Annotated in this window: 23 protein-coding genes and 1 pseudogene; 16 read left to right on the top strand and 8 right to left on the bottom strand. The window is 42.3% G+C overall.

The annotated features are described in order from the left end of the window. Positions 1–2 precede the first annotated feature (2 nt). From U1E44_RS01100 to U1E44_RS01060, 9 genes and pseudogenes are all read left to right on the top strand, one after another. Positions 3–239 (top strand): annotated as a pseudogene (locus tag U1E44_RS01100) (nuclear transport factor 2 family protein); the annotation flags it as partial. A 65-nt stretch (positions 240–304) separates the two neighbouring features. Continuing rightward, positions 305–1,936 carry a carboxylesterase/lipase family protein gene (locus tag U1E44_RS01095; RefSeq protein ID WP_322929062.1) on the top strand — a complete coding sequence of 544 codons (1,632 nt, stop codon included), beginning with the start codon at positions 305–307 and terminating at the stop codon, positions 1,934–1,936. Between the two features lie 39 nt (positions 1,937–1,975). Continuing rightward, the gene (locus U1E44_RS01090; protein ID WP_322929061.1) at positions 1,976–3,130 is read left to right on the top strand and encodes an aldo/keto reductase; all 1,155 of its coding nucleotides are present in this window, start codon (positions 1,976–1,978) and stop codon (positions 3,128–3,130) included. A 24-nt stretch (positions 3,131–3,154) separates the two neighbouring features. After that, complete coding sequence (locus U1E44_RS01085; RefSeq protein WP_322929060.1) at positions 3,155–3,757, top strand: flavodoxin; 603 nt, start codon at positions 3,155–3,157, stop codon at positions 3,755–3,757. 164 nt (positions 3,758–3,921) lie between these two features. Beyond that, entirely contained in the window at positions 3,922–6,168 is a 2,247-nt protein-coding gene (locus U1E44_RS01080) for a xanthine dehydrogenase family protein molybdopterin-binding subunit (protein ID WP_322929059.1), read from the top strand. Between the two features lie 117 nt (positions 6,169–6,285). Next, on the top strand, positions 6,286–6,750 hold the full coding sequence (locus U1E44_RS01075; RefSeq protein ID WP_322929058.1) for a (2Fe-2S)-binding protein: 465 nt from the start codon (positions 6,286–6,288) through the stop codon (positions 6,748–6,750). An 11-nt stretch (positions 6,751–6,761) separates the two neighbouring features. Continuing rightward, the gene (locus tag U1E44_RS01070; protein ID WP_322929057.1) at positions 6,762–9,035 is read left to right on the top strand and encodes a xanthine dehydrogenase family protein molybdopterin-binding subunit; all 2,274 of its coding nucleotides are present in this window, start codon (positions 6,762–6,764) and stop codon (positions 9,033–9,035) included. A 241-nt stretch (positions 9,036–9,276) separates the two neighbouring features. Beyond that, entirely contained in the window at positions 9,277–9,741 is a 465-nt protein-coding gene (locus U1E44_RS01065) for a (2Fe-2S)-binding protein (RefSeq protein WP_322929055.1), read from the top strand. Between the two features lie 61 nt (positions 9,742–9,802). Further along, the gene (locus tag U1E44_RS01060; protein WP_322929053.1) at positions 9,803–12,058 is read left to right on the top strand and encodes a xanthine dehydrogenase family protein molybdopterin-binding subunit; all 2,256 of its coding nucleotides are present in this window, start codon (positions 9,803–9,805) and stop codon (positions 12,056–12,058) included. Between the two features lie 57 nt (positions 12,059–12,115). Here U1E44_RS01060 and U1E44_RS01055 read toward each other — a convergent pair whose 3' ends face one another. Next, positions 12,116–13,882: an ABC transporter ATP-binding protein gene (locus tag U1E44_RS01055; RefSeq protein ID WP_322929052.1), complete on the bottom strand. Its 1,767-nt coding sequence runs from the start codon at positions 13,880–13,882 to the stop codon at positions 12,116–12,118. Continuing rightward, positions 13,875–14,627 carry a tRNA pseudouridine(38-40) synthase TruA gene (gene truA, locus U1E44_RS01050; protein WP_322929051.1) on the bottom strand — a complete coding sequence of 251 codons (753 nt, stop codon included), beginning with the start codon at positions 14,625–14,627 and terminating at the stop codon, positions 13,875–13,877. Before truA ends, U1E44_RS01055 begins: the two co-directional genes overlap by 8 nt. Before the next feature lie 109 nt (positions 14,628–14,736). On the opposite strand from truA, the gene U1E44_RS01045 reads away from it, so the two are divergent. Next, entirely contained in the window at positions 14,737–15,234 is a 498-nt protein-coding gene (locus tag U1E44_RS01045; RefSeq protein WP_322929050.1) for a metallophosphoesterase family protein, read from the top strand. Positions 15,235–15,255: 21 nt separating this feature from the next. Here U1E44_RS01045 and U1E44_RS01040 read toward each other — a convergent pair whose 3' ends face one another. Both U1E44_RS01040 and folP read right to left on the bottom strand, forming a co-directional pair. Continuing rightward, complete coding sequence (locus U1E44_RS01040) at positions 15,256–16,041, bottom strand: diadenylate cyclase (protein WP_322929049.1); 786 nt, start codon at positions 16,039–16,041, stop codon at positions 15,256–15,258. Positions 16,042–16,085: 44 nt separating this feature from the next. Then, positions 16,086–16,919, bottom strand: a complete 834-nt coding sequence (folP, locus tag U1E44_RS01035) for a dihydropteroate synthase (RefSeq protein WP_322929048.1) — start codon at positions 16,917–16,919, stop codon at positions 16,086–16,088. Positions 16,920–17,030: 111 nt separating this feature from the next. Here folP and U1E44_RS01030 point away from each other — a divergent pair, with 111 nt between their 5' ends. The 6 genes from U1E44_RS01030 to U1E44_RS01005 all read left to right on the top strand — a co-directional run bounded on the left by U1E44_RS01030 (position 17,031) and on the right by U1E44_RS01005 (position 21,466). After that, complete coding sequence (locus U1E44_RS01030; RefSeq protein WP_322929047.1) at positions 17,031–17,603, top strand: DUF1599 domain-containing protein; 573 nt, start codon at positions 17,031–17,033, stop codon at positions 17,601–17,603. Positions 17,604–17,616: 13 nt separating this feature from the next. After that, on the top strand, positions 17,617–18,714 hold the full coding sequence (locus U1E44_RS01025; protein ID WP_322929046.1) for a BT_3928 family protein: 1,098 nt from the start codon (positions 17,617–17,619) through the stop codon (positions 18,712–18,714). A 19-nt stretch (positions 18,715–18,733) separates the two neighbouring features. Continuing rightward, positions 18,734–19,483, top strand: a complete 750-nt coding sequence (gene tpiA, locus U1E44_RS01020; protein ID WP_322929045.1) for a triose-phosphate isomerase — start codon at positions 18,734–18,736, stop codon at positions 19,481–19,483. A 77-nt stretch (positions 19,484–19,560) separates the two neighbouring features. Beyond that, on the top strand, positions 19,561–20,397 hold the full coding sequence (gene prmA, locus U1E44_RS01015) for a 50S ribosomal protein L11 methyltransferase (protein ID WP_322929043.1): 837 nt from the start codon (positions 19,561–19,563) through the stop codon (positions 20,395–20,397). 21 nt (positions 20,398–20,418) lie between these two features. Continuing rightward, positions 20,419–20,694: an ATP-dependent Clp protease adaptor ClpS gene (locus U1E44_RS01010; RefSeq protein ID WP_322929042.1), complete on the top strand. Its 276-nt coding sequence runs from the start codon at positions 20,419–20,421 to the stop codon at positions 20,692–20,694. Further along, a complete protein-coding gene (locus tag U1E44_RS01005; RefSeq protein ID WP_322929040.1) occupies positions 20,678–21,466 on the top strand; it encodes a glycoside hydrolase family 16 protein in 789 nt (262 codons plus the stop codon). The genes U1E44_RS01010 and U1E44_RS01005 overlap by 17 nt, the downstream gene beginning before the upstream one ends. 120 nt (positions 21,467–21,586) lie before the next feature. Here U1E44_RS01005 and merA read toward each other — a convergent pair whose 3' ends face one another. From merA to U1E44_RS00985, 4 genes are read right to left on the bottom strand one after another with little or no spacing between them, the layout of a single operon-like run. Further along, on the bottom strand, positions 21,587–23,296 hold the full coding sequence (gene merA / locus U1E44_RS01000; RefSeq protein WP_322929039.1) for a mercury(II) reductase: 1,710 nt from the start codon (positions 23,294–23,296) through the stop codon (positions 21,587–21,589). Between the two features lie 15 nt (positions 23,297–23,311). After that, positions 23,312–23,941 (bottom strand): cation efflux transmembrane domain-containing protein, encoded by a 630-nt coding sequence (locus U1E44_RS00995; RefSeq protein WP_322929038.1) that lies wholly within the window; start codon positions 23,939–23,941, stop codon positions 23,312–23,314. 44 nt (positions 23,942–23,985) lie between these two features. After that, on the bottom strand, positions 23,986–24,645 hold the full coding sequence (gene merTP / locus U1E44_RS00990) for a mercuric transport protein MerTP (RefSeq protein WP_322929037.1): 660 nt from the start codon (positions 24,643–24,645) through the stop codon (positions 23,986–23,988). After that, positions 24,629–25,015, bottom strand: coding sequence for an ArsR/SmtB family transcription factor (locus U1E44_RS00985; protein ID WP_322929036.1), 387 nt, complete (start codon positions 25,013–25,015; stop codon positions 24,629–24,631). The genes merTP and U1E44_RS00985 overlap by 17 nt, the downstream gene beginning before the upstream one ends. Between the last annotated feature and the right edge of the window lie 158 nt (positions 25,016–25,173).

Genomic DNA, 25,173 nt, shown 5'->3' with positions numbered 1-25,173 from the left:
AAGAGCGAGAGGTAGAAATCATTAGAAACGGCTTCATCCACTACAAAAAAGCCGACGTGCTCGAGGTGATGGTAGAAGTGCTGAACGAAAACACCGTCATTCTTTGGAACCGTATTACACTTTTGGCTGTTGTGGGCAGCAATGAGGTTACCAACCCTTTTATGGTGACCGAGGTGTATGTAAAGGAAAATAACCAATGGAAATTGGCCGATTTGACTTTTAGTAAGCTGACGAGCTAAAATTAAAACAGCGCTGTTTTTGAGTGCATTAATTTAGGGTTGCTTAATTTAGAATAGTTAGAAAAATGAAAAAATACATTATAGGGTTGGCATTGGTTTTCAGTATAGCAATTACTGCTCAAGAAAGTGTTACAAGTGCTGTGAAGGTAAAAACAGAACCCGGGATGCTTAGTGGGGTTACCGAGGGAGATGTGGACAGCTTTAAAGGAATTCCTTTTGCCGCCCCGCCCGTGGGCGAGTTTCGCTGGCGACCGCCGCAACCGGTTAAACCGTGGGAGGGCGAATGGGATGCGACAGAATACGGTGCCAATTGCGCACAGTCCGGATGGGGCGGTGCACCCGGTACTATAAGTGCAGGTTCTTCAGAAGATTGTCTTTACCTTAATTTGTGGAGACCCGCTACTGTAAAAACAGACACCAAATTACCTGTAATGGTATGGATTCACGGCGGCGGTTTTGTAGGAGGCAGCGGCTCCGACCCCGGTGCGGCGGGCAATGCATTTGCCAAGCAATGCATTATCTTGATTACCATCAATTACCGTTTGGGACGTTTGGGTCATTTTGCTTTTCCCGCCTTAAGTGCAGCACATCCTGAAGAACCAAAGGGTAGTTATGCCTATATGGATCAAATTGCAGCACTGCAATGGGTTCAGAAAAACGTTGCTGCCTTTGGGGGCGACCCGGACAATGTTACTATTTTTGGTTTTTCTGCCGGAGGGGTTTCCGTTCATTCCCTAATGACCATACCCTCGGCAAAAGGTCTTTTTCATAAAGCCATTAGTGAGTCTGGTGGTGGCAGGGACGGTGTCCTTACGGGAAGACCCATCCGTAAAGAAAATGAGGATCCCTTCTATGCCGTATCCGCAGAAACTATAGGCATAAACTTTGCCCGTAAACATAGAATTACCGGAACAGATGCTGCCGCACTTACTAAATTGAGAGCTTTGAGTGTAGAAGATATTGTGGACAGCGGTCAGGAAACGGATGGCGAGGGAGGGCCACGAACCTATTCCGGGCCAATTTTGGATGGCACCTTGGTTGTAGAAACCGCAGAAAATGCCTACAAGGCAGGGCGTCAGTTAAATATTCCATTACTTATAGGATCTAATAGTGCCGAAATAGGAGGTAGTTTTGTCAATACAAGTACCACTAAAGAAGCACTATTTGCACTTTTTGGCGAATATAAAGATGAGGCCAAAAGCGCCTATGACCCCGATGGCACCAAAGAATTTGCTGAGGTCATTACAAAGTTCAATACCGATTGGGTATGGGCAGAGCCCGGACGGTTTACGGCCAAAGTCTTTGCGGCTAAGGCACAACCAACGTACATCTACCATTTTGGCTTTGTGCCGGCGCCCATGAAAGAGCGCATGCGCTACGGTGCAGGACATGGCTCCGAAGTGGGGTATGTTTTTAACAATTTGCATGCCCGTTGGGGCAACCCGGAAACAACGCCGGAAGAGAAAGAAGTGGCTAAAATTATGAATACGTATTGGGCTAATTTCGCCAAAACCGGCAATCCCAACGGAGATGGCTTACCAAAATGGCCTTCGTACACACCGGAAACCAACCAAATTCTCGATGTGCAGGCCGATGGTCAATTTTTAGGAATCCCGGATCCAAGAAAAGAAAGATTGGATGTCATTGAAAAAGCATTTAATAAATTGAAAAATCAACTGCAAACCCGGGGAATTTAAAAGAATCTCAAAGTAGAAATTGAATTAGAAAAAACAGAAATGAGAAAAGGTACTGAAAACTCGAAGGTGAACGACAAGGAGAATCGCAGCACAAGTCGACGCGATTTTCTTTCAAAATCTACGCTTTTAGGTGCGGGATTGGCAGCAACCCCTTTTGCATTTGCCCAAGGGAACACTACTAATGAAAAAGAAAAAAAACATAACCCTCATCCCGCCAACGAAAAGCGTAGGTTGGGTACCTTGGAGGTTTCCGCCATAGGTCTCGGTTGTATGAGTATGAAAAGTGGTAGCTACAATCCGCCCAGCGACACTAAAGACATGATTCCGGTCATAAGAGGGGCTTTTGATCTTGGTGTAACCTTTTTTGACACAGCAGAAGTATATGGCCCTTTTACCGATGAAGAATTGGTAGGCGAGGCACTACAGCCTATTCGTGACCAGGTGGTTATTGCCAGCAAATTTGGCTTTGAACTGTCAACCGGAAGTCGTGGAGGACGCAATAGTAAACCCGAAAACATAAGAAAGGCCGTAGAGGGCATGCTAAAAAGACTTAGGACAGATCGTATCGATTTAGTGTACTTACATCGCTTAGACCCCAATGTACCTATTGAAGATGTCGCAGGAACGGTAAAGGATTTAATCAAAGAGGGCAAGGCGCTCCATTTCGGACTATCCGAAGTAGCACCAGCAACTATTAGAAAGGCACATGCCGTCCAAAAAGTTGCTGCAGTGCAGAGCGAATACTCTATTATACAACGCACATTAGAAAACGAAGTTATTGACACCTGCGGAGATTTGGGCATCGGTTTTGTGCCTTGGGGCCCGGTATGCCGCGGTTTTTTGGCAGATAAATTTAACGAGTACAGTTGTTTTTCACAAGATTCGCGCCTCTCGGCCGTTCCCTACTTTACGCCCGAAGCTATAAAAGCGCACATGCCGGTACTTAGGCTTGTACGGGCATGGGCAATAAAGAAAGAGGCTACACCCGCACAAATAGCATTGGCTTGGCTAATAGCGCAAAGACCGTACATTGTTCCTATTCCCGGTACCATAAAATTGCACCATGTTAGAGAAAACCAAGGTGCGCTATCCGTTGCATTTTCTAAAGAGGAATTAACGGAATTCAGAACCGCTTTGGAAAAAATACCTTTAGTTGGTGTCAGAGGTCCTGAAACGGCTTTGGTAGATCAATAAAACTCATAAAACCCACTGTTTTTAATGCGAAAATTAGTTTTTCTATTTCTGATTGTTTTCTCCTCTCTGCCGCTATGGTCTATGTTCAGCCCCGGTCAGCTAGAGGAAAAGGTTCTGATTGTGTATTTGTCGCGAACAAACAACACGAAGGCTGTTGCTCAAATGATATATGAACATATAGGTGGGACACTTGTGGCCTTGGAGTTAGAAAGTTCCTATCCGGAAAATTATAAGGCTATTGTGGCGCAAGTTGCCAAAGAAAATGAAACAGGTTACTTGCCGCCGTTGAAAACAAAGATTCAAAAAATGGATGGGTACAAGGTGGTTTTCGTTGGTTTCCCTACTTGGGGAATGCAGTTACCTCCCCCTGTAAAAAGTTTTCTAAGCACCTACGATCTCAGTGGAAAAAAAGTGGTGCCTTTTAACAGCAATGCCGGATATGGTTTGGGCAACAGTATCAAAACGCTAAAAGAAATGTGTCCCAATAGCACTGTTTTAACTGCTTTTTCAACACGAGGAGGCATTGAAAGGGACGGCGTTTATTTTGTGATAAAGGACGAAAAAGAAAAGCAAGTGCGGGATGAAGTGAAAAGGTGGTTGTCCGGACTGGGTCTGTTAAGTGAATAAGCGCTATTTGGTCAATTTAATTTTCAAAAAATAATAATCTCAAATGCCAAATAAAAGATGAATGTTAATATAATGAAAAAGGCAAAGGCTATATCATTAAAAACCAGTATTTTTAGTCAAATGGAGTTTTTTTTTACTTGTCTTCATCAAATTAAAATATAGATATGACATCCACTATCAAAACCCTAAACCGAAGATCATTCTTAAGAGTATCCGCTCTTGCCGGAGGCGGAATGGTTATTGGCGTGAGTTGGTTGGTGGGATGCGAGTCTGGTGCCAAAACGGCTGATGTTCTTCCCAAAGAATGGGTTACATTAAATGGCTTTTTAAAGATCAGCGATACCGGATTGGTAACCATTATGTCGCCCAATCCGGAAGGAGGACAAAATGTAAAAACCGGGATGCCCATGATCGTCGCAGAAGAATTAGATGCCGATTGGGCTAAAGTTATCGTAGCGCAGGCTCCGCTGGACACAGCCAACTTTACCCGTCAGTTTATAGGTGGCAGTCAAGCCATACGTACAAGTTGGAAAACCCTGCGCACCGCCGGTGCAACAGCCAGACAAATGCTTATTGCCGCCGCTTCACAACAGTGGAACGTGCCTAAAGACGAAATAACGACCGATGCAGGAATGTTAAAACACTTGGGCAGTACTAGGTCTGCCCATTATGGCGAAGTGGCCTCATTAGCAGCCTCACTGCCCGTTCCCGAAGATGTTCCGCTTAAAGAAATTTCCGACTTCAAAATCATCGGCACCTCACAGAAAAATGTAGAAGCCAAAAACATCGTTACCGGAAAGCCACTTTTTGGCATCGACACGTATGCGGAAGGCATGTTAACGGCAATGATTGTACATCCTCCTGCTTTTGGCATGAAATTGAAATCTTTTGATGTTGAAAAGGCCAAAGCCATGCCGGGCATCAAAGCTGTGTTTCCCATTAAAGTGCTCGATGATGCCTATGTAAGACAACATTTTGATACCTGCACGTTTCTTGAAGTGATTGCCGTAGTGGGCACAACCACATGGGAAGTGATGAATGCAAAAAAGGCATTAAACGTAGCTTGGGAACCTTTTGAAACGTACACAGAAGAACGTGTTCCCTATGGTGGTCAACAATATACCGTAACCATTCCGGCTGGACTGGTACACACAGAATCCCTCAAAAAAGAAATGTCCGTAAGCGCCAAAAAAAGCGCAAAAACGGTACGCAGGGATGGCAATCCTGAAGAAGCCTTCAAAAAAGCTGCAAAAATTGTAGAGGCTACTTATGTAGCTCCTTTTTTGGCCCATAACTGTATGGAGCCTATGAATTTTTATGCCGATGTCAAGGAAGATAGCGCACAACTTTCGGGATCCTTGCAAAAAGCAGAGCTAACAGAACATGTTTTGGCAGCGAGATTGCAACTTCCTTTAGAAAAAATTGACATACAAATGACCCGTTTGGGCGGTGGCTATGGGCGTCGTTCCTATTCCCATTGGGCGGTAGAAGCAGCACTTATTTCCCAAAAAATGAAAGCCCCCGTAAAATTGGTCTATTCCCGTGAAGACGACATGACCGGCGGCATCTACCGCCCCATGTACCAAGCTACGTTCCGCGCTGCACTGGACGCCCAAAATGAGCTCATAGGGCTGCACGTCAACGCTGGGGGTGTTCCGGAAAGTCCTCTATATGCCAATCGTTTTCCGGCAGGGGCTGTGGCCAACTATTTAGCGGAAAGTTGGACTATGAATACTAATATTACCATTGGTTCCTTCAGAGCACCCCGATCTAACTTTATGGCTGCCTCAGAACAGTCGTTTTTAGATGAAGTGGCTGAAGCTGCAGGAAAAGACCCAATCGATTTTAGACTGGAGCTCTTACAAAATGCCAAAGAAAATCCGGTAGGGCAGCATAATGACTACGACCCGGAACGCTATGCCAGTGTGTTGCACTTATTAAAGGAAAAATCGAATTGGGGTGTTAAAAAACAAGGGGTTTCTCGAGGCGTTGCAGCTTATTTTTGCCACAATAGTTATGCCGCTCAGGTGGTAGATGTAAAGATTAAGAATAACCAAGTGCAGGTAGAAAAAGTGTACACAGCCGTAGATTGCGGATTGGTCATAAATCCCGATGCGGCCAAAAATTTGTGTGAAGGTGCAGTTGTAGACGCTATTGGAACAGCCTTATATGGTGAATTGGGATTTACTGAAGGAAAACCGGACAAAACCAATTTTGACACGTATAGAATGATCCGAATGAAAGAAGCACCAACGGAAATTGAGACTTATTTTGTTCAAAGTGAGATAGATCCTACCGGTCTGGGTGAGCCAGCCTATCCTCCGGTTTTCGCAGCATTGGCAAATGCGCTGTATAAGGCCAAAGGGAAACGAATTTACGAACAACCGTTTATAAAACAGATGAATTCATAAATGGAACAGGAATTTTATACTAAAAAGGAGCAATTGATTGTTTTTCGTAAGTTCTTGTTTGATTTGTATTTACGACATGTCTAAGACATCAGTTATATTTAATAAAATAAAAATCACATGGCACAATTTAATTTAGAAATCAATGGTCAAAAGAGCGTAGTTGATGTAGATCCTACTACTCCCATGCTTTGGGTTTTGCGCGACCATTTAAATATGGTAGGAACCAAGTACGGATGTGGTATTGCGCAATGCGGTGCTTGTACTATTCATATGGACGGCGTGGCTGTACGATCGTGTCAGCTGCCTGTTTCTGCTGCCGAGGGTAAAAAGTTAACCACAATAGAAGGACTATCAAAAAATGGCGATCATCCGGTGCAACAGGCATGGTTAGCACACGATGTACCACAATGTGGCTATTGCCAAGCGGGTCAGATTATGAATGCAGCAGCCTTCCTTAAAGACAATCCAAATCCGACTGATGAACAAATTGAAAACGCCATGAATGGCAATATTTGTCGCTGCGGCACCTATACAAGAATAAAGGCAGCAATTAAAACGGCAGCAACATCTGAATCCTTATAAATCCAAGTGACATGACATCTACAAAATCAACAATCGATAGAAGATCCTTTTTAAGAGTATCCACGCTAGCTGGTGGTGGTATGATGCTAAGCTTTAGCTGGTTGGCGGGTTGTAAACCAAGTAAAGAAGAAGCGTTAGCACTTCCCAAAGAATGGTTTGAACTAAACAGCTATATAAAGATAGGCGACAATGGGTTGATTACCTTATTTTCGCCCAATCCCGAATTCGGTTCTAATGTGAAGACTTCTATGCCCATGATTCTGGCGGAAGAGCTGGATGTGGATTGGAAGAAAGTACTTATTGAACAAGCTGATTTTTTCCCGGAACGCTATGAGCGACAGTTTACAGGAGGAAGTCAGGGCATTCGACAAGGTTGGAACCCATTGCGAACAGCAGGTGCTACGGCCAGGCAAATGTTGGTAAATGCCGCAGCCCAATCTTGGAGTGTTCCGTCTTCGGAAATTACCACTGAGGGAGGCTTTATTTACCACAAAGCTACTGAGAAAAAAGCCAGTTATGGTGAAATGGCCTCTTTGGCCGCAACACTTTCCGTACCGGAAGAAGTGGCATTTAAGGAAGTAAAAGACTATAAAATTATAGGAAACTCTAAGAAAAATGTAGAGGCCAAAAATATTGTAGTTGGCAAGCCTCTATTTTCTATAGATCATACCCCAGAAGGGACTCGCACAGCAATGATTGTCCATGCGCCGGCATTTGGAATGCAACTAAAATCCTTAGACACCTCCGAAGCTTTAGGTTTACCGGGTATTCAAGATATATTTCCTATTAAAGTTTTTAATGAGGATTATGCACGAAATTATTTTGATACGGCCGCATTCACAGAGATAGTAGCTATTGTAGGTGCTACGACCTGGGAGGTGATGAATGCAAAAAAAGCACTAAAAGTGGAATGGGAAAAAATGCCCGAAAGCAGTTTTACCATGGATGCCTTTGGCAATACAATACAGGCAAAAGTACCAGCCGGTTTAGAAAACACCGAAGACCATGTGGTAAAAATGGCCGAATTCGCCAAAAAACCCGGTAATATCTTACGGCGAGACGGCGATCCGGAAAACGCTTTTAAAAAGGCAGATAGGATTGTGGAACGCACGTACACCGCACCCTTCCTTTCGCACAATACCATGGAACCTGTAAACTGTTATGCGCACGTTACTTCGGAAAGCGCTGAAATTTACGGTCCGGCTCAGGCACCTGAATTTACCATGAGAACCCTTTCTGACCGCTTGGGACTTCCAAAAGAAAAAATCCAGATCAAACTGGCGCGCATGGGCGGCGGTTTTGGGATTAGAGCTTACGGACATCACATGGTAGAGGCTGCCGTGATTTCCCAAAAAATTAATGCTCCGGTAAAGTTAGTCTACACTCGAGAAGATGACATGACCTATGGCATTTACAGACCTACCTACAGCGCAACCTATAGGGCAGCTTTAGATAAAAATAATACACTTCTTGCTTTTCACGTAAAGGCAGGTGGCGTACCGGAATCGCCCCTTTTTCCAAATCGGTTTCCCGCAGGAGCTATAGACAATTATCTTGCAGAGGGTTGGGCAGTAGAAAGTAATATTACCATAGGCGCTTTTAGGGCGCCCAGATCTAACTTTATGGCCAGTGCCGAACAGTCGTTTTTAGACGAATTGGCTGAAGAAATGCAAAAAGACCCGATCCAATTCCGTTTAGAATTGCTAGATCGAGCTAAAACAAATCCCGTTGGAGAAAACAATGATTATGATGCGGCACGGTATGCGGGAGTGCTCGAATTGGTGCGAGAAAAATCGGATTGGAGCAACGCACAACTTGGTGTTTCGCGAGGCGTGGCGGCTTATTTCTGTCACAACTCTTATGTGGCAGAAGTGCTAGATATCGTTATAGAAAACAACCAGCCAGTCGTTAAAAATGTTTGTGCCGCAGTAGATTGCGGTATTGTCATTAATCCGGATGCCGCTACCAATATGGGCGAAGGAGGGATTGTGGACGGAATAGGAAACGCCTTTTTTGGAGAACTAACTTTTAAGGATGGTATGCCGGAAAAGAAAAATTTCGATACCTATCGCATGATCCGCATGAAGGAGACACCCAAAAATATCGATATTCATTTTGTGCAGAATGAAATAGATCCAACAGGCTTAGGAGAGCCTTTATTTCCTCCGGTTTTCGCAGCATTGGCAAATGCGCTGTATAAGGCCAAAGGGAAACGTCTCTACAACCAACCTTTTAGCAAGGAATACGCTGCATCCGAAATTCCAAATCAAGAATTAAAAACGTAATAGGCACACTCATAGGGCATAACAAACCCTAGGCAGGAATCAAGTGTTTGCACGGATGCTTTTTAAGGGAACACAAAAGCTGTTGTTTGAAGTAGCGCAAGACGCAACTTTAGCTAATGATATCCAAGCCATAACTTAAAATTAATACGTTAAAAATTCCTAAATATCATAAAGATTGCACAATTTTTAGTAATTTAAACCATTCATTATCAATTAAAACTCATTTTACAAATCAACAACCATGGCAACATTCAATTTAAACATCAACGGTAAAAATCAGGTGGTAGATGTAGATCCCACAACCCCTATGCTTTGGGTTTTACGGGATCATTTGAATCTAGTAGGCACCAAGTACGGATGTGGTATTGCACAATGCGGTGCCTGTACCATTCATTTGGATGGTGTGGCTGTCCGCTCTTGTCAACTACCTGCTTCTGCTGCCGAGGGTAAGAAACTGACCACTATAGAAGGGCTATCAGAAAATGGCGATCATCCGGTGCAACAAGCATGGCTAGAGCACGATGTGCCCCAATGCGGCTATTGTCAAGCGGGTCAAATCATGAATGCAGCAGCCTTCCTCAAGGACAATCCAAATCCTACAGATGAACAGATAGAAAATGCCATGAACGGGAATATTTGTCGTTGTGGCACCTACACACGTATAAAAGCGGCTATTAAAACAGCTGCTTCCAGTAATGTTGTGTAATACGCTTTTTCCTGCCTTTAACGCCAGGTGTACAAGTACTAAATAAAATAATGAACAGAAAATGACAACGTTAAAAACATCATACGGAAGACGATCTTTTTTGAAAACAACCGCACTAACCGGAGGAGGATTGATGCTTGGGTTCAGTTGGTTGGCTTCGTGCCAATCGAAACCAGAAGCAGTGTTGCAAATGCCGAAGGAATGGTTTGACCTAAATGGGTATTTAAAAATTGGTGAAAACGGACTTGTAACGATCATGTCTCCCAACCCCGAAATAGGTCAAAATGTAAAAACTTCTATGCCCATGATCGTGGCCGAAGAGTTAGATGCAGACTGGAACAATGTTCTTGTAGAACAAGCTCCGTTAAACACGGCTATTTTTACCAGACAATTGGCAGGTGGTAGTCAATCGATACGCCAAGGCTGGGAAGGGTTGCGCATGGCAGGAGCAGCCGCAAGGCAAATGCTCCGAGAGGCAGCATCGCAGGCATGGGATGTTTCTATTGACGAAATTACAACAGATGCCGGATTCTTAGTGCACGAGGCAAGTGGCAAAAAAGTGGGTTATGGTGAAATGGCCTCTGCCGCTGCCAAAATTGCAGTACCGGAAGAAGTACAACTCAAAGAAATAAAGGATTTTAAAATTATTGGCACTTCTAGAAAAAATGTCGATGGTTCAAAAATAGTAACCGGTAAGCCCCTATTTGGGTTGGATTACCAAAGCGAAGGAATGTTGATTGCTATGATGGCGCATCCGCCCGCATTTGGGATGAAGCTTAAATCTTTCGACGGTGGTGCTGCGGTAAAATCCATGCCCGGTATAAAAGATGTATTTACCATAAAATCCTATGAAGGGATAGACAAGAATATGTTTGATGCCACCGCTTTTACCGAATTGGTTGTCGTTGTAGGCACTTCTACTTGGGAGGTAATGAACGCTAAAAAAGCACTAAAAGTGGAATGGGAACCCATGGAGGGTTACTCGGATGCGTTTGCCCACTATCAATCAGGAGCAAAAAACTACAGAGAAATGCCGGCAGGATTAGAGAACTCTAGCACTCATATGGCAAAAATGGCCGAATTGGGTGCGAAGTCGGCCAACGTGCTTCGCAGGGATGGTGATCCGGAAGGAGCCTTTAAAAAGGCTGCTCAAGTCATAGAACGAACCTATTCCGCCCCTTTTCTTGCGCATAACACAATGGAGCCCATGAATTTCTTTGCCAATGTTACCCAAGAAAAGGCCGAATTAGTAGGACCCATACAAACTCCGGAATTTTTGGAGCGAAGTGTCGCAGCTCGTTTGGGGATGCCTGTAGAAAAAGTAGACATTCAAATGACCCGAATGGGTGGTGGTTTTGGACGGCGACTCTATGGCCATTTTGGCGTGGAAGCCGCAGTAATTTCTCAAAAATTAAAGGCTCCGGTAAAATTGGTTTACACGCGTGAAGACGATATGACTTATGGGGTGTATCGCCCTGCATACCACGCCACTTACCGTGCTGCTCTCGATGAAAATAAAAATCTTATCGCATTTCATGTGCGCGCCGGAGGAATTCCGGAAAGCCCCATAGCGGCAAATCGTTTTCCGGCAGGGGCGCTAGATAATTATCTCGCCGAGGATTGGGCTATAGCATCGAATATTTCCGTAGGAGCTTTCAGAGCCCCACGTTCTAATTTTATCGCAGGAGCAGAGCAATCATTCCTTGATGAGGTAGCCGAAGCTATGGGTAAAGATCCAATACAATTTCGTTTAGATTTGTTAGATAGGGCCATGAAAAACCCGGTAGGCGAAAATAATGACTATGAAGCGGAACGCTATGCCGGTGTATTAAAACTTGTTCGAGACAAATCGGGCTGGGGCAAAGAGCAAACCAAAACCAATCGCGGTGTTTCTGCGTACTTTTGCCATAATTCTTATGTAGCTCAAATATTGGATTTGGTGGTTGACAATGGCAAACCGGTAGTAGAAAAAGTACATTGCGCTATTGATTGTGGCATTGTCGTAAATCCCGATGCAGCCACAAATTTAGCCGAAGGAGGTATTGTAGATGGTATAGGGCATGCCTTGTATAGTGGACTCACTTTTAAAGACGGAGCTCCGGAGCAGAAAAATTTTGATACGTATCGCCTTATTCGCCACAGTGAAGCACCCAAATCGATAGATGTGCATTTTGTGGACAGCAATATAGACCCTACAGGCTTAGGAGAGCCTCCTTACCCGCCTATTATGGGTGCGCTGGCCAACGCACTATACAAAGCTACCGGGAAACGATTCTATGATCAGCCATTGCTTGTAAATCAAAAGATTATTGGATAAATTTTTAACCCTAGCTCATGGTTTAAGCCCGTGCGCTAGGGTTAATAAATCTAGTATTTAGGCCACTTCTTCGGCTAAAAATTGAGCTTCATACAGTTTTTTGTAGAAGCCGTTTTTCTTTAAAAGTTCCTTATGTTTGCCGCTTTCTACAATCTTACCAGCATCCATCACTAAAATTTTATCGGCTTTTTTAATGGTTCCCAAACGGTGGGCAATTATAATGGAAGTACGTCCTTCAGTAATTTTTTCAGTTGCCTTTTGTATTAATTGCTCGGAATAGGTATCAACGGAAGAGGTAGCCTCATCTAACACCAAAATGCTCGGATTGGTAACATAAGCTCTCAAAAAAGCGATAAGTTGTCGTTGTCCGCTAGACAACATAGCCCCGCGCTCTTTCACATTATACAAATAACCTCCCGGTAAACTCTCAATAAAATTGTGTACCCCAATTTGTTTTGCGGCCTCCTTTATGGTTTCTATGGTAATATTAGGATCCTTTAAGGAAATATTATGCGCTACCGTATCGGCAAACAAAAAAACATCCTGAAGCACCACGGCAATTTTGGATCGAAGTGAACTTAATTTATAGTCGGCAATAGGAACGTCATCTATAGCGATTACACCCGAGTTTATTTCATAAAAGCGGTTCAGCAGGTTAATGATAGTAGATTTTCCGGCACCGGTAGCGCCAACAATAGCTACGGTTTCACCCGCTTTTACTTCAAACGAAATACCGTGCAACACCTCCTCATCTTCGGAATACCCAAAACGCACCTCTTTAAAAGAAATGTCCCCTTTTATATATTCTTTTTCTATGATACCGAGATCGTCTATGTGACTTTGAGTATCTAAAATTTTGAAAACCCTATTGGCTGCCACCATACCCATTTGAAGCGTGTTAAATTTATCGGCAATTTGTCGTAAAGGTCTAAACAACATTCCGGATAACATAATGAACATAAAAATGGTTCCGTAGTCTTCTTTGTCTATATTCGCCACATTTTGAAGCCCTCCATACCACACAATAAGTCCCACCGTAATGGACGATACAATTTCGGCTATCGGAAAGAAAATGGAATTGTACCAGACCGTTTTGAGCCAAGCATTCATATGCTTTTCATTGATCTCTCTAAATTTTTCCTTTTCAATATCCTCTCGCGTAAAAAGTTGCACTATTTTCATTCCCGAAATACGTTCTTGTAGAAATGAGTTTAAATTAGATACTTCTGCACGCACCTCTATAAACGCACCTTTCATTGCCTTTTGAAAGAGACGTGTTGCGTAGCCAATAAGCGGTAAAAGGGCAAAAACCAGTAATGAAAGTTTCCAGTTTACGGCCAGCATCACGGCCGCCACAACGATCATTTTTAATAAATCGGACACAATCACAAAAAACCCTTGGGAGAATATTTCACCAATCCGCTGCATATCCGTCACCGAACGGGTTACCAAAACCCCCACGGAAGAGCTATCGTAATATTTCATCTTAAACCCCATTAAATGCGAAAAAAGATTGATTCGGATATCTTTTATCACCATTTCTCCCAACCAATTGGCATAATAGTTAAAGTAGAGTTGACTTAAAACTTCGCCCAAAAGCACCCCAAGAAGTGCCCAGGTAAGCCCTACTAATTTAGCGCTATCCTTTTCTTTGATAGCACCGTCTATAATTTCGCCAACAATAACGGGTGTTAAAACGGCAAAGGCCGAAAGTACTATGGCGGAGAATGCTACACTAAAAAACGTGATGCGATACGGTTGGGTATGGGCCACTAATCGCTTAAACAATCGGTAATCAAAAGCGTTTCCTGTGTCCTTATCCATGTGTTATATAAATGCGTTCGGGGTATGTTACTTTCATCAAATATAAACCTTTTGCAGGTACCGAAAAACCGGCGTTAGCCCTGTTCTTACTTTCAATAACAGCATTCAGATCTGCCATAGTTAATTTCCCTGAAGCTACTTCCAAAAGGGTGCCTACAATGGCTCGTACCATATTTCGCAAAAATCGATCTGCGGTTATGGTGAAAACCATTTTATCCTCGTCTTGTGTCCACATCGCTTTTGTAATATGGCATTGGTAGGTCTTTACATCTGTATTCGACTTGGAAAAACATTCAAAATTAGTGTATTCCAATAATACGGATGCGGCTTTATTAAGTACTTCTACAGACAACGTATTCTTGATATAATAGGCCGAATCTGTATAAAAGGGGTTTTTCCTTGTGGTAATCCAATACGCATAGGTGCGTTCTAGGGCGTCAAAGCGCGCATGAGCGTCTGTAGTTACCTGTAAAATTTCCGATAGGGCAATATCTTCGGGTAAAAAGGCATTGCATTTGTGTATAAAACGATCCTTTTCGGCAATTTCATCACAATCAAAATGCGCTACCATTTGTTTGGCATGCACCCCGGTATCGGTACGTCCTGCCCCAACCAAGGCAATGGATTTTTTTAGTACGGTAGATAGGGTTTCTTCCAAAACTTCTTGTACAGTAATGGCATTGGGCTGCCGTTGCCAGCCGTGGTACGCCTTGCCGAAGTATGAAAAAACCAGGAAATATCTCAAAAGATTGCTTTATTTTTGTAAGCTGCAAAGATATTGTAATCCCACCAAAAGTGAGTAACAACCTTGCTTTTAATCGCTATTGCACTGTAAAGAGACCATACACCACCTTATGAGACGTATTTTATTGATGTCGGATACCCACAGTTATTTGGATGAGCGGATTTTAGAATATGTAGCACAAGCCGATGAAGTTTGGCATGCCGGGGATATTGGCGCTATTACCGTTGCCGACACCTTAAAAGCGATGAAGCCATTAAGAGCCGTTTACGGGAACATAGACAATCATGAGATACAAATGGAATTTCCATTAGATCAACGCTTTACATGTGAAGAAGTGGATGTGTGGATGACTCACATCGGTGGTTATCCTAATAAGTACAATGTACGCATCAGAGAAGACTTAAAACAAAAACCTCCCAAACTTTTTATAAGCGGCCACTCCCATATTTTAAAAGTGATTTGGGATAAAAAACTGGAACTGTTGCATATGAATCCGGGCGCATGCGGTACACACGGTTTTCATCAGGTACGCACCATGCTCCGGTTTGCCATTGATGGAACAGAAATAAAAAACTTAGAAGTTGTAGAACTTGGAAAAAGAGGATAAGCCGACCAAAGAAGTTATTTGTTAGGTAAGGTCTTCTTTAATCATATTTTCTAAGGCACCTAGGTTGTCAAAAAAAACAAACTCTCCGTTTTTAATGTACGAGATAAGTCCGGTTTCTTCACTAACTACAAGGGCAAGGGCATCCGTTTTTTCCGTGATGCCCACGGCCGCCCTATGTCGGAGTCCAAAACGAAGTGGAATATTCCGTTCGTTAGACACCGGAAGAATTACACGGGTGGCTACAATGTAATTATTTTGAATCACGGCAGCACCATCGTGCAAGGGACTATTTTTATAAAAAATACTTTCAAGGATGGGTTGGGTTACTTCAATGTACATGCGATCGCCTGAAGATTTTACAAAATCGAGCGCATTGTTCCTCTCAAACACCAGCAAGGCGCCTGTTTTTGTAGCACCCATTTTTTCGCAAGCAGCCAAAACCGCCCTAACATCGGTAGATGTAGTGGCCACATCCCGTTTTAGAAATTTAAAATGGCGGACAAAATTCCGTTTGTTGGAAAAGTTGGTAGAGCCTACCATTAACAAAAACTTACGAATTTCTTGCTGAAAGACCACAATTAAAGCAATCAACCCAATATTCATAAACCCTCCGACCATGCTGCTAATCATTTTCATGTTGAGCAATTCGGTGAGTTTCCAAAGACCCCAAACGATAACAATGCCAATAAAAATATTGATGGCTACCGTGCCACGCACCAATTTGTAGATATAATACAACAACAAAGCAACCAACACAATGTCGATGATATCGGTCACTTGAAATTCAATAAAGTTTAAAAAGTCCAATGCGGTGGTTTTTGTAAAAATAGGAAAAATAGATGAACCAAATTTTACAGAGTTCTACCTTTAAAAGCGTCCACCAAGCGAATACACTCTATGGCTTCCCGCACATCATGCGCCCGCAAAATATGGGCTCCACGATCTAGGGCTAAAGTGTGCAAAACAGAGGTGCCGTTAAGCGCCTCTTTCGGGGTGGCACCCAAGGTTTTATAAATGGTTGATTTTCTGCTTAAACCTACTAAAATGGGCAGTTCCAAGGCATGGAATGCATCCAAATTAGACAATACCTCGAAGTTTTGTGCTATGGTTTTTGCAAAACCGAACCCTGGATCTATAATCACATCATTGATACCCGCTTGTCTGGCCAATGCCACTTTTTCTGAAAAATAATGCAATAGATCCTGAATTATATCTGTGTAAACCGCATGCTGTTGCATGGTTTGCGGTGTTCCTTTCATATGCATTAATACAAAAGGCACTTTATGTTTTGCTATGGTAGCCCGCATTTGTGCGTCCAAATTTCCACCGGAAATATCATTGATTAGTGCGGCACCCCGATGCAGGCATTCATCGGCTATGGTACTGCGAAAAGTGTCTACCGAGAAAAGGGCTTCAGGAAATTCTTTAAGAAGCAGTTCTAACACAGGAAGTACGCGTTGCAATTCTTCATCTTCAGATATATGAGGCGCATTGGGTCGGGAACTATACCCTCCAATATCGATAAAAGTAGCCCCTTCGGCCAGCATAACAGCCACTTTTTCGAGTACTGTTGCAGGGTGGTTGTACAAGCCGCCATCATAAAAAGAATCGGGGGTATTATTTAAGATTCCCATAACTTTAGGAAAACTCAGATCTATTAATTGGCCTTTACAGGTAACGGTCATGCTAGCGTGCTATTAAAGATGCGTATAAAAAAGATCAAAGAAGAAGTTTAAACCGCTACCTTTGACCATTTAAAAAATTTAAGCGAAATTTACGCAAATTACTAAGAATACATGCAACAAACCTTAGAACAATACGATGCAGTTATCTTTGTTTGTCGGGATCTATTTTCTAGAAAAATGAACGATTACGGTGCTGCTTGGCGTATTTTGCGCTTGCCTTCACTAACCGATCAAATTTTTATTAAAGCACAAAGAATTCGAGGGTTACAAGAGAATAAGGTTCAAAAAATAAACGAAGATCAAGCCACCGAATTTATTGGCATCATAAATTACGCTTTAATGGCTTTGATACAACTGGAAAAAGGAGTGGCAGAACAACCAGACGTGTCTGGGGAAGAAGCTTTAGAATTGTACGACGCACAAATAGCAAACACCAAAGCGCTTATGGAGGCTAAAAACCACGATTATGGGGAAGCTTGGCGCGAGATGCGCATCAGTTCGCTTACGGATCTCATTTTGCAAAAATTACTGCGGGTAAAACAGATAGAAAATAATCAAGGAAAAACAACCGTAAGCGAAGGCATAAGAGCGAATTATGAAGACATCGTGAATTATGCTGTGTTTGCCATGATACATCTTCAAACCCCATTTCATGAAAAATCAACTCAATTTTTAAAAAAGTAATTTGACGTAGTTTATGAAGTATTTGGTAGGATTTTCAAGGATTGTGGTCGGTGTCCTTTTTATTATAAGTGGTTTCATAAAGTTAAATGATCCTGTTGGTTTTTCGTTTAAGTTAGAGGAATATTTTAGCACCGGCGTATTAGACCTGCCGTTCTTTATGCCCTACGCCTTGGCCATTTCTTTATTTATGGTTATTTTGGAAGTGGTTCTAGGGGTTATGCTCTTAATAGGATTTCGGGTAAAGTTTACGCTCTGTAGTCTTTTGCTGATGATTGTATTTTTTACATTCCTCACCTTTTACTCTGCCTATTTCAATAAAGTTACGGATTGTGGTTGTTTTGGCGATGCCATTAAATTAACACCATGGGAGTCCTTTACAAAAGATGTGCTGTTGTTGGGACTTATCATCATTTTATTTTGGGGACAGCGGTTTATTACGTCCTTTTTAGGGTTTAAAGTAGAACGTATGCTCTTTTTAGGTACGCTGGCAGCCTGTATTTTCTATGGAATATATGTGTTGAGACATTTACCAGTTTTTGATTTTAGACCCTACAAGATTGGGGTAAATATTCAGGAAGGCATGAACACTCCCGAAAATGCACCAAAGCCAATTTATGAATACGCATGGAAGTTTAATGTAAACGGCGAAGAAAAAACAATTGTAACCAATGGCGATTATCCTACAGTTGACGGATCGTATGTTGGCGTAGAAACTAAAGAAATACAGAAGGGTTATGAACCCCCAATACATGATTTTTCTATAGAACAGGAAGGTGAAGATTTTGCTGCTACCCTTTTAGAGGAAGAAAAGTTGATTATGGTGGTGGCTTATGACCTTAGAAAAAGTAATTATGACGCTTTTGAAACGGTTAAAGAAGTTACCGATGCTGCCCTCAAAAAAGGCTATAAAGTGATTGGTATGTCGGCATCCGGGCCTGAATTTTCTAGCGAAGTTGTAAAGAAATACCAATTCGGATTCGAATTCTATTTTACGGACGAAACCACCTTAAAGACCATAGTGCGCGCTAATCCCGGTATCTTGGTAGTACACAAGGGCACAATAGTACAAAAGCTACATCACAACGATATAGACAAAATTGAATTAAATTAAAAATGTATAAATAAGTACCATGGGAAATAAAATAGTGGCAGGAAATTGGAAAATGAATAAAAACGCAGAAGAAACGAAAGCGCTGCTTACTGCACTAACCGCAAAAATTGGGGACACCCCCGCTGAGGTTATGGTAGCGCCGACCTTCGTAAATCTAGCTGCTGCGGTACAGCAGCTACAGCATTCTAAGATAGAGGTTATTGCGCAAAATATGCACTACGCCGATAGCGGTGCTTTTACCGGAGAAATATCGGCAGCAATGTTGTTAGGGGTTGGCGTGCAAACCGTGATCATTGGACACTCGGAAAGAAGAGCCTATTTTGGTGAAACCGACGAAATTCTTGCCAAAAAAGTTGAAGCTGCCTTAGCCAAAAACCTTCGGGTTATGTTTTGCTTTGGCGAAGAGTTGAATGAACGCAAATCTGACAATCATTTCAAGGTCGTAGAACATCAATTAAAAAAGGCTCTTTTTAGTTTGGCTCCGGAAAGCTGGAATCATATCATTTTAGCCTATGAACCCGTATGGGCCATTGGCACCGGAGAAACCGCCTCACCGGAACAAGCACAAGAAATGCATGCATTTATTCGTAAAACCATTGCGGATGCCTATACATCGGAAATTGCTGCTACCGTTTCTATTTTGTACGGCGGTAGTGTGAAACCTTCCAATGCAAAGGAAATCTTTTCGAAACCTGATGTAGATGGCGGACTCATAGGCGGTGCTTCGTTGGTGGCGGATGACTTTTTGGCGATTGTTGCGGCGTTATAACCATCACCACGGTATTTAACCAAAATAATTATAGTTGGGGCTGTCCTATATGGCAGCCCTAAAATTTTTTGAACCTTATGGCTTATAATCACTATATCGAATATGTATTTACCATTACACCACTACAACCGGCATCAGATATTCTCATGGCCGAGTTAGGCGAAGTGGGCTTTGAAAGCTTTCTCGAAACTGAAACCGGAGTGATGGCCTATATTCAAACGCAATTTTGGTCTGCAGATATCCTAAAAGATGTGGCCATCCTTTCCAATCCAATTTTCAAAATTGAGCACCACTATTCGGAAATTGCACAACAAAATTGGAACGCCACCTGGGAACAGAATTTTAATCCAATCTACGTGGAGGATGTGTGCATGGTTCGGGCACCTTTTCATCCTAAACCGCATGTGAAATACGATATTGTGATAGAACCCAAAATGAGCTTTGGTACAGGGCATCACGAAACCACCTATATGATGTTACAACATATTTTGGAGGAAGATTTTCAGCATAAATCCGTTTTGGATATGGGAAGCGGCACAGGTGTATTGGCAATATTGGCAGCCTTGAAGGGCGCTACTCGTATTGATGCCATAGATATCGATAATTGGTGTTACCAGAATGCGATGGAAAATGTAGCACGAAACCATTGTGAACAAATCCGTGTGTTAGAAGGCGATGTATCCTTGCTTGAAGGCTCTATGTATGATGTTATTTTGGCCAATATAAACCGCAATATATTGCTAGAAGATATTCCGCACTATGCGAAATCATTAAATAATGGCGGCATTTTATTGGTAAGTGGATTTTATCAGGAGGATTTAATTTTAATTTCTGAAAAATGTAATCAAATGAAGTTAAAATTTGAAAAAAAACGCATAAAAAACAATTGGGTTGCTGCAAAATATGTATTTTAGTTAGCGTTAAAACCAAAATCTATGAGCAATCAGGAAAAATTCTCAGAAGAACTTCTCATCGCTGAGGAGACGGTAAAACAACAAGAAATCGTTCTCTTTAATGATGAAGTGAACACTTTTGACCATGTCATAGAGACTTTGATTGCGGTATGCGATCATACCCCGGTGCAGGCAGAACAATGTTCGCTTATTGTACACTACAAAGGGAAATGTACCGTAAAAACGGGAGAGTATCAGGACTTAAAACCCCGTTGCAGCAAACTTTTAGAAGCCGGCCTCAGTGCGGAAATTGTATAAATTAGTTCCACCATGGTTGCGGTATGCCTTCCTTTTTTTTTCACCTCCTTTAGTAGCTCAAAATGACCCTGTAATACTATGGGAAGAAAATTTTGAAGGTGCTGCTTTAAACGAATTGTATTGGAATATAGCGCTTGGCAACGGCTGTCCGGAGAATTGTGGGTGGGGCAATAACGAACGCCAATATTATACCAAAGACAATTACAGAATAGAAGACGGCCTATTGTTTATCACGGCACAAAAGGACGGCAGTACTTATACTTCTTCCAAAATTACTACAAAGGATAAGTTTCAATTTCGCTACGGAAAAATAGAAATAAGAGCCAAATTACCCTCTGGCCATGGTGTTTGGCCGGCATTTTGGCTACTGGGTGCAAATATTGATACTGTAGGATGGCCTCTTTGTGGCGAAATTGATATCATGGAGTATGTAGGTAAAGAGCCAGAAATGCTGATGAATGCCATTCATACACAGGCAAGTTACGGCAATACCGTCAACACCAAGAAAACGTTGATTTCGGGTATCGATGAGGGGTTTCATATCTTTAGCGCCCTCTGGACACCGGATCGGATCGATTTTTTTGTGGATGATGTGCTGCGCTATAGCTTCAGCCCGCCAACCAAAACGGAGCAAACTTGGCCGTTTGACAAGCCATTTTATGTGATCTTAAACATGGCCATCGGTGGAAATCTTGGCGGCCCTCAAGTGGATGATACCATTTTTCCGCAAGATTTTGTAATTGATTATGTGCGGATTTTCAAAAACCCTTAAGTCGCATACGCCTTATAAAACGCTAAATGTAGATCTTTTTAGATGTTTATGGTGGATACATTTAAAGTTTGGGTAGGAAATTTAACCATCACCAAGAGATTCTAGGCGAAACGTTTTGATTCAACTTGCGCAACAACTCAACTTCGAAACATCTTTGCCAAAAGTGATGGCGGCCAATTTTATACCTTCTCCTAGGGTTAAATAGGGGTAAAAATTATCCGCCAAGTCTTTTACCGAAATACCGTACTTGATAGCCATGCTTAACGATTGTATTAATTCCCCACCTTCCGGTGCTACTACCCTAGCCCCAATTAAAATATCCGTTTTAGGGTTGCGAATGAGTTTAATGAAACCGCGGGTATCCTGAGCCGCTAACGCTCTTGGAAGGTGAATTAAATCTAATTTTGAAATTTCAAAAGGGATGCCCGCCTTTTCGGCTTCTAATTCATCCATTCCGGCTCCTGCAATTTGTGGGTCTGTAAATACAACCCAAGGTATGGAGGTATAATCTACTTTAGTGCCACCATCGGAAGAAGTGCTAAAGGCGTTTTCTATAGCAATTTTGCCCTCTAAAGCGGCTGTATACACAAATGCGGGTGTGTTAGCACAATCCCCGGCAGCATAGATATGCGACAGATTGGTTTCCATTCTTTCGGTAACAATAATATGCCCCGTTTCTTGAAGTTTTATATTTGTATTTTGCAGTCCCAATGGTTGCGTGTTGGGTTTGGTGCCCGTGGCAACCAGCACTTTCCCCTTCTCCACAATTTTTAGCATAGAGCCGTCTGGACATTGGCAATGAATGATCGTTTCAGTTCCATGCTTTTCAAATTTAATAGCCCGGTAATTGGGTAAGATTTCAATACCTTCTTCCCGCATTTGGGTTTCCAAGGCTTCGCTGATATCTGGAGTCTGGGTGCGCAACACTCTATCCGTAAATTGAATCATACGCACAGGAACGCCCAACCGGTTATACGCCATGGCAATTTCCAAAGCCACATAGCCGGCACCCATAATAGTGAGGCTTTCCGGTTTTACTTCCAAGTTAAAGAGCGAGCTATGGGTTAGGTAATCTATTTGCTGTAAGCCTTCAATATCAGGAATATTCGTGGCAGACCCAGTAGCCAAAAGAAATTTGGAAGCGGTATACTGCGTGTTGTGGTTTACGATGATCGTGTTGTTATCAATAAATGTTGCCCAACCCTTTAGTATGGTTAGATTTTTAAAATCGCTTACCACATCCAAATACTTTTTTTTCTGAAGGCTCGCAACCAATTTATTTTTATTCTGAATAATCTGAGCAAAATCGAAATCCACACCTTTAGGGCTAATACCTTCAAAATTAGAATGTGTGGCGCGGTATACCGTTTCGGCAGCACGAACTAGTATTTTAGAGGGTACACAACCCACATTAACACAAGTGCCCCCAATATCGAGACCCGCATTAACCATTAGGGTGGTTAATCCCAAACTTTCCGCTTTTATAGCTGCCGAAAATGCGGCCGACCCACCGCCAATTATAATGAGGTCATACACACCTACCCCCTTGGTATTCTTGCCCGAGGACGGCTCATTTTTAGTGTCTTTATCCATAGGGCGGGCTTTGTAGTTGGCTGTGCTGTTTATGGTTTTGAGTATGGCTTCCTTGCTGGTTTTAGACGGATCAAAAGTGCATTGACCCGTAGCTTCTGAATACCGTATATGGACAGAAGTGATACCATCCTTCGCTGCCAGCAAATGTTCAATTTCTGTAGCGCAATGATCACAAGTCATTCCTTCAATAGCTATGTGTAACATTGCTGCGCTTGTACTATTTTCATTTCTTTTCATTGGTACAGTGTATTTTTACGGGCAACCACAGTAGTGATTCCCTTTTACTTTCTCAAAACACTCCTTTCCTTCTTTAAAAGCAAAATAGGACAATCCTAAGGTTCCGATACTGTCTATATACTGGATGGCCGTTAATTCGTAGATAGCACTGCTTAGTAACAGAATTACGGACATATAAACGCAAATTTTTGTGCAATTGGCATCTGCTAGTAACGGGGTCGAATGTAATTGATGCCCAATCTTTTTTTTCCAAACGACCAAAATCCACATCACCAAAATGGAACTAATGGAGATAATGACACCCCAAAAAGTAGTTGCAGGAGTATGACCACTCCACAAGGCATATACGGCACTAAAAGTAAGTCCAAGAACCAAAATATAAAAAGCTATTCCCGTAATTTTAAGGGCAGTTCGTTCAAAATGAGCTCTTTGACTTTCAGGTCGTTTTTGGATGCGAAGAATCATAAAAGCAATGCCTATCCCCGAGATCACCTCAATAAAACTATCCGATCCAAAACCAAACAACGCCAAACTTTCATCCTCAAAACCGAGATAGGTTGCCAATATCCCCTCAAATACATTGTAAATTATTGTAAATAAGGCTAGTCCAAATGCGATATTGTAAAGCCTGCGCTGCGTCTTCATAGGTGTGTAGCATTTCTAAATTGTGTTCGTCTTAACTTTGTGTGCTACTCCTGTGTCGCCACCTGATACCCCGTTGTTTTTATTGCATTAATAATGGCTTCCATATTGGTTTTGCTGCTATCAAATTTCACAACCGTTGTGGCATCGTCATAGCTTGCTGTTACATCCAATATTCCGGGCAATTGGTGCACGGCATGAGTTACATGCACCTCACAACCGGAGCAGGTCATTCCGTTTACACGAAACGTAATTTCTGTTATATTCGTGGCTTGAACCACCACAATTTCCTTTTCTTTTGTGGGCGAAAAAATAGGAGCATAGCTAGGGAAAGCCAGCATTAAAGCGGAAAAAATAGTGACTATACCCAAGAAAGTGATGGACTGCATAAATGGCTTTTTTATTTTGCCTTCTTGCTGATTTTCTGTTGATTCGCAGTCGCATTGTGCGCCATTTCCCGGTTCTGAAGGTGTCGTTTTAGGTTTCAGTTTTAAATACCAAGCAAATCCTAATACCAATACGGAAATGGCAATGAGATAGGGTCGAAAAGGCGTGGTCCATGAAAAGGCAGCGGCCAAACCGGTTGTGCCCGAAAGAAGCGCCAAGATTGGGGTGATGCAACACAGGGAGGCAGAAAATGCGGCCAACAATCCGGCTCCAGCAAATGTTGTGGTTCTTATAGTGGAAATGTCAAACGATTTGTTCATGAGAATTTATTTTTTGACTGGCAATGTGTACAAATAGGGGTTTCAGTATATTCAAATTTTCCGTTCTAAGCGCATAGAAAATGGTCTGCCCCTCACGCCTACTTAGCACTACCTTCCTGTCTTTCAGTTTTCGAAGATGTTGCGATACGGCAGGGATGTTCATTCCAAGAATATCTGAAATATCGCACGGACACAGTTCGTTTTCTTCTTCTAACAGAAACAAAATTTTTAAGCGCACTTCATTTCCGGCCAAGGCCAACAAGCCGCTCAATTGGCTAAATGCTTTTTCATTCGCCTTAATAATTTCCCGACAGGTATCTATCTGTACCTTGTCTGCAAATTGTCGGATACATCCTTGCTCCTTTTCCATTTTTTAGAAATTAATTAGGCTGCAAGATACATAATTATATTATTATTTAAGCAAATACTTAAATATATTTTAAACATCCTTTAAACCATGTACGTTGCATGTTTTTCACTCTTTTTAATGCGCGGAAGGTTTAAGGACTATCCAATAACGTGTACTAT

It is taken from the genome of Aurantibrevibacter litoralis, assembly GCF_034651555.1.
Lineage (GTDB): Bacteria > Bacteroidota > Bacteroidia > Flavobacteriales > Flavobacteriaceae > Aurantibrevibacter > Aurantibrevibacter litoralis.
The sequence above is the reverse complement of the archived record's forward strand: the minus strand, read 5'-3'. Positions and strand labels throughout refer to the sequence as shown.

Coding starts and splice junctions, on each gene's coding strand:
- U1E44_RS00995 (WP_322929038.1), bottom strand. CDS start 23,941: ATGAAGACGCAGCGCAGGCTTTACAATATCGCATTTGGACTAGCCTTA.
- U1E44_RS01070 (WP_322929057.1), top strand. CDS start 6,762: ATGACATCTACAAAATCAACAATCGATAGAAGATCCTTTTTAAGAGTA.
- U1E44_RS01090 (WP_322929061.1), top strand. CDS start 1,976: ATGAGAAAAGGTACTGAAAACTCGAAGGTGAACGACAAGGAGAATCGC.
- U1E44_RS01030 (WP_322929047.1), top strand. CDS start 17,031: ATGCAACAAACCTTAGAACAATACGATGCAGTTATCTTTGTTTGTCGG.
- folP (WP_322929048.1), bottom strand. CDS start 16,919: ATGACCGTTACCTGTAAAGGCCAATTAATAGATCTGAGTTTTCCTAAA.
- U1E44_RS01025 (WP_322929046.1), top strand. CDS start 17,617: ATGAAGTATTTGGTAGGATTTTCAAGGATTGTGGTCGGTGTCCTTTTT.
- U1E44_RS01045 (WP_322929050.1), top strand. CDS start 14,737: ATGAGACGTATTTTATTGATGTCGGATACCCACAGTTATTTGGATGAG.
- U1E44_RS01085 (WP_322929060.1), top strand. CDS start 3,155: ATGCGAAAATTAGTTTTTCTATTTCTGATTGTTTTCTCCTCTCTGCCG.
- U1E44_RS01060 (WP_322929053.1), top strand. CDS start 9,803: ATGACAACGTTAAAAACATCATACGGAAGACGATCTTTTTTGAAAACA.
- U1E44_RS00985 (WP_322929036.1), bottom strand. CDS start 25,015: ATGGAAAAGGAGCAAGGATGTATCCGACAATTTGCAGACAAGGTACAG.
- tpiA (WP_322929045.1), top strand. CDS start 18,734: ATGGGAAATAAAATAGTGGCAGGAAATTGGAAAATGAATAAAAACGCA.
- prmA (WP_322929043.1), top strand. CDS start 19,561: ATGGCTTATAATCACTATATCGAATATGTATTTACCATTACACCACTA.
- U1E44_RS01055 (WP_322929052.1), bottom strand. CDS start 13,882: ATGGATAAGGACACAGGAAACGCTTTTGATTACCGATTGTTTAAGCGA.
- U1E44_RS01095 (WP_322929062.1), top strand. CDS start 305: ATGAAAAAATACATTATAGGGTTGGCATTGGTTTTCAGTATAGCAATT.
- U1E44_RS01065 (WP_322929055.1), top strand. CDS start 9,277: ATGGCAACATTCAATTTAAACATCAACGGTAAAAATCAGGTGGTAGAT.
- U1E44_RS01080 (WP_322929059.1), top strand. CDS start 3,922: ATGACATCCACTATCAAAACCCTAAACCGAAGATCATTCTTAAGAGTA.
- U1E44_RS01075 (WP_322929058.1), top strand. CDS start 6,286: ATGGCACAATTTAATTTAGAAATCAATGGTCAAAAGAGCGTAGTTGAT.
- merTP (WP_322929037.1), bottom strand. CDS start 24,645: ATGAACAAATCGTTTGACATTTCCACTATAAGAACCACAACATTTGCT.
- merA (WP_322929039.1), bottom strand. CDS start 23,296: ATGAAAAGAAATGAAAATAGTACAAGCGCAGCAATGTTACACATAGCT.
- U1E44_RS01010 (WP_322929042.1), top strand. CDS start 20,419: ATGAGCAATCAGGAAAAATTCTCAGAAGAACTTCTCATCGCTGAGGAG.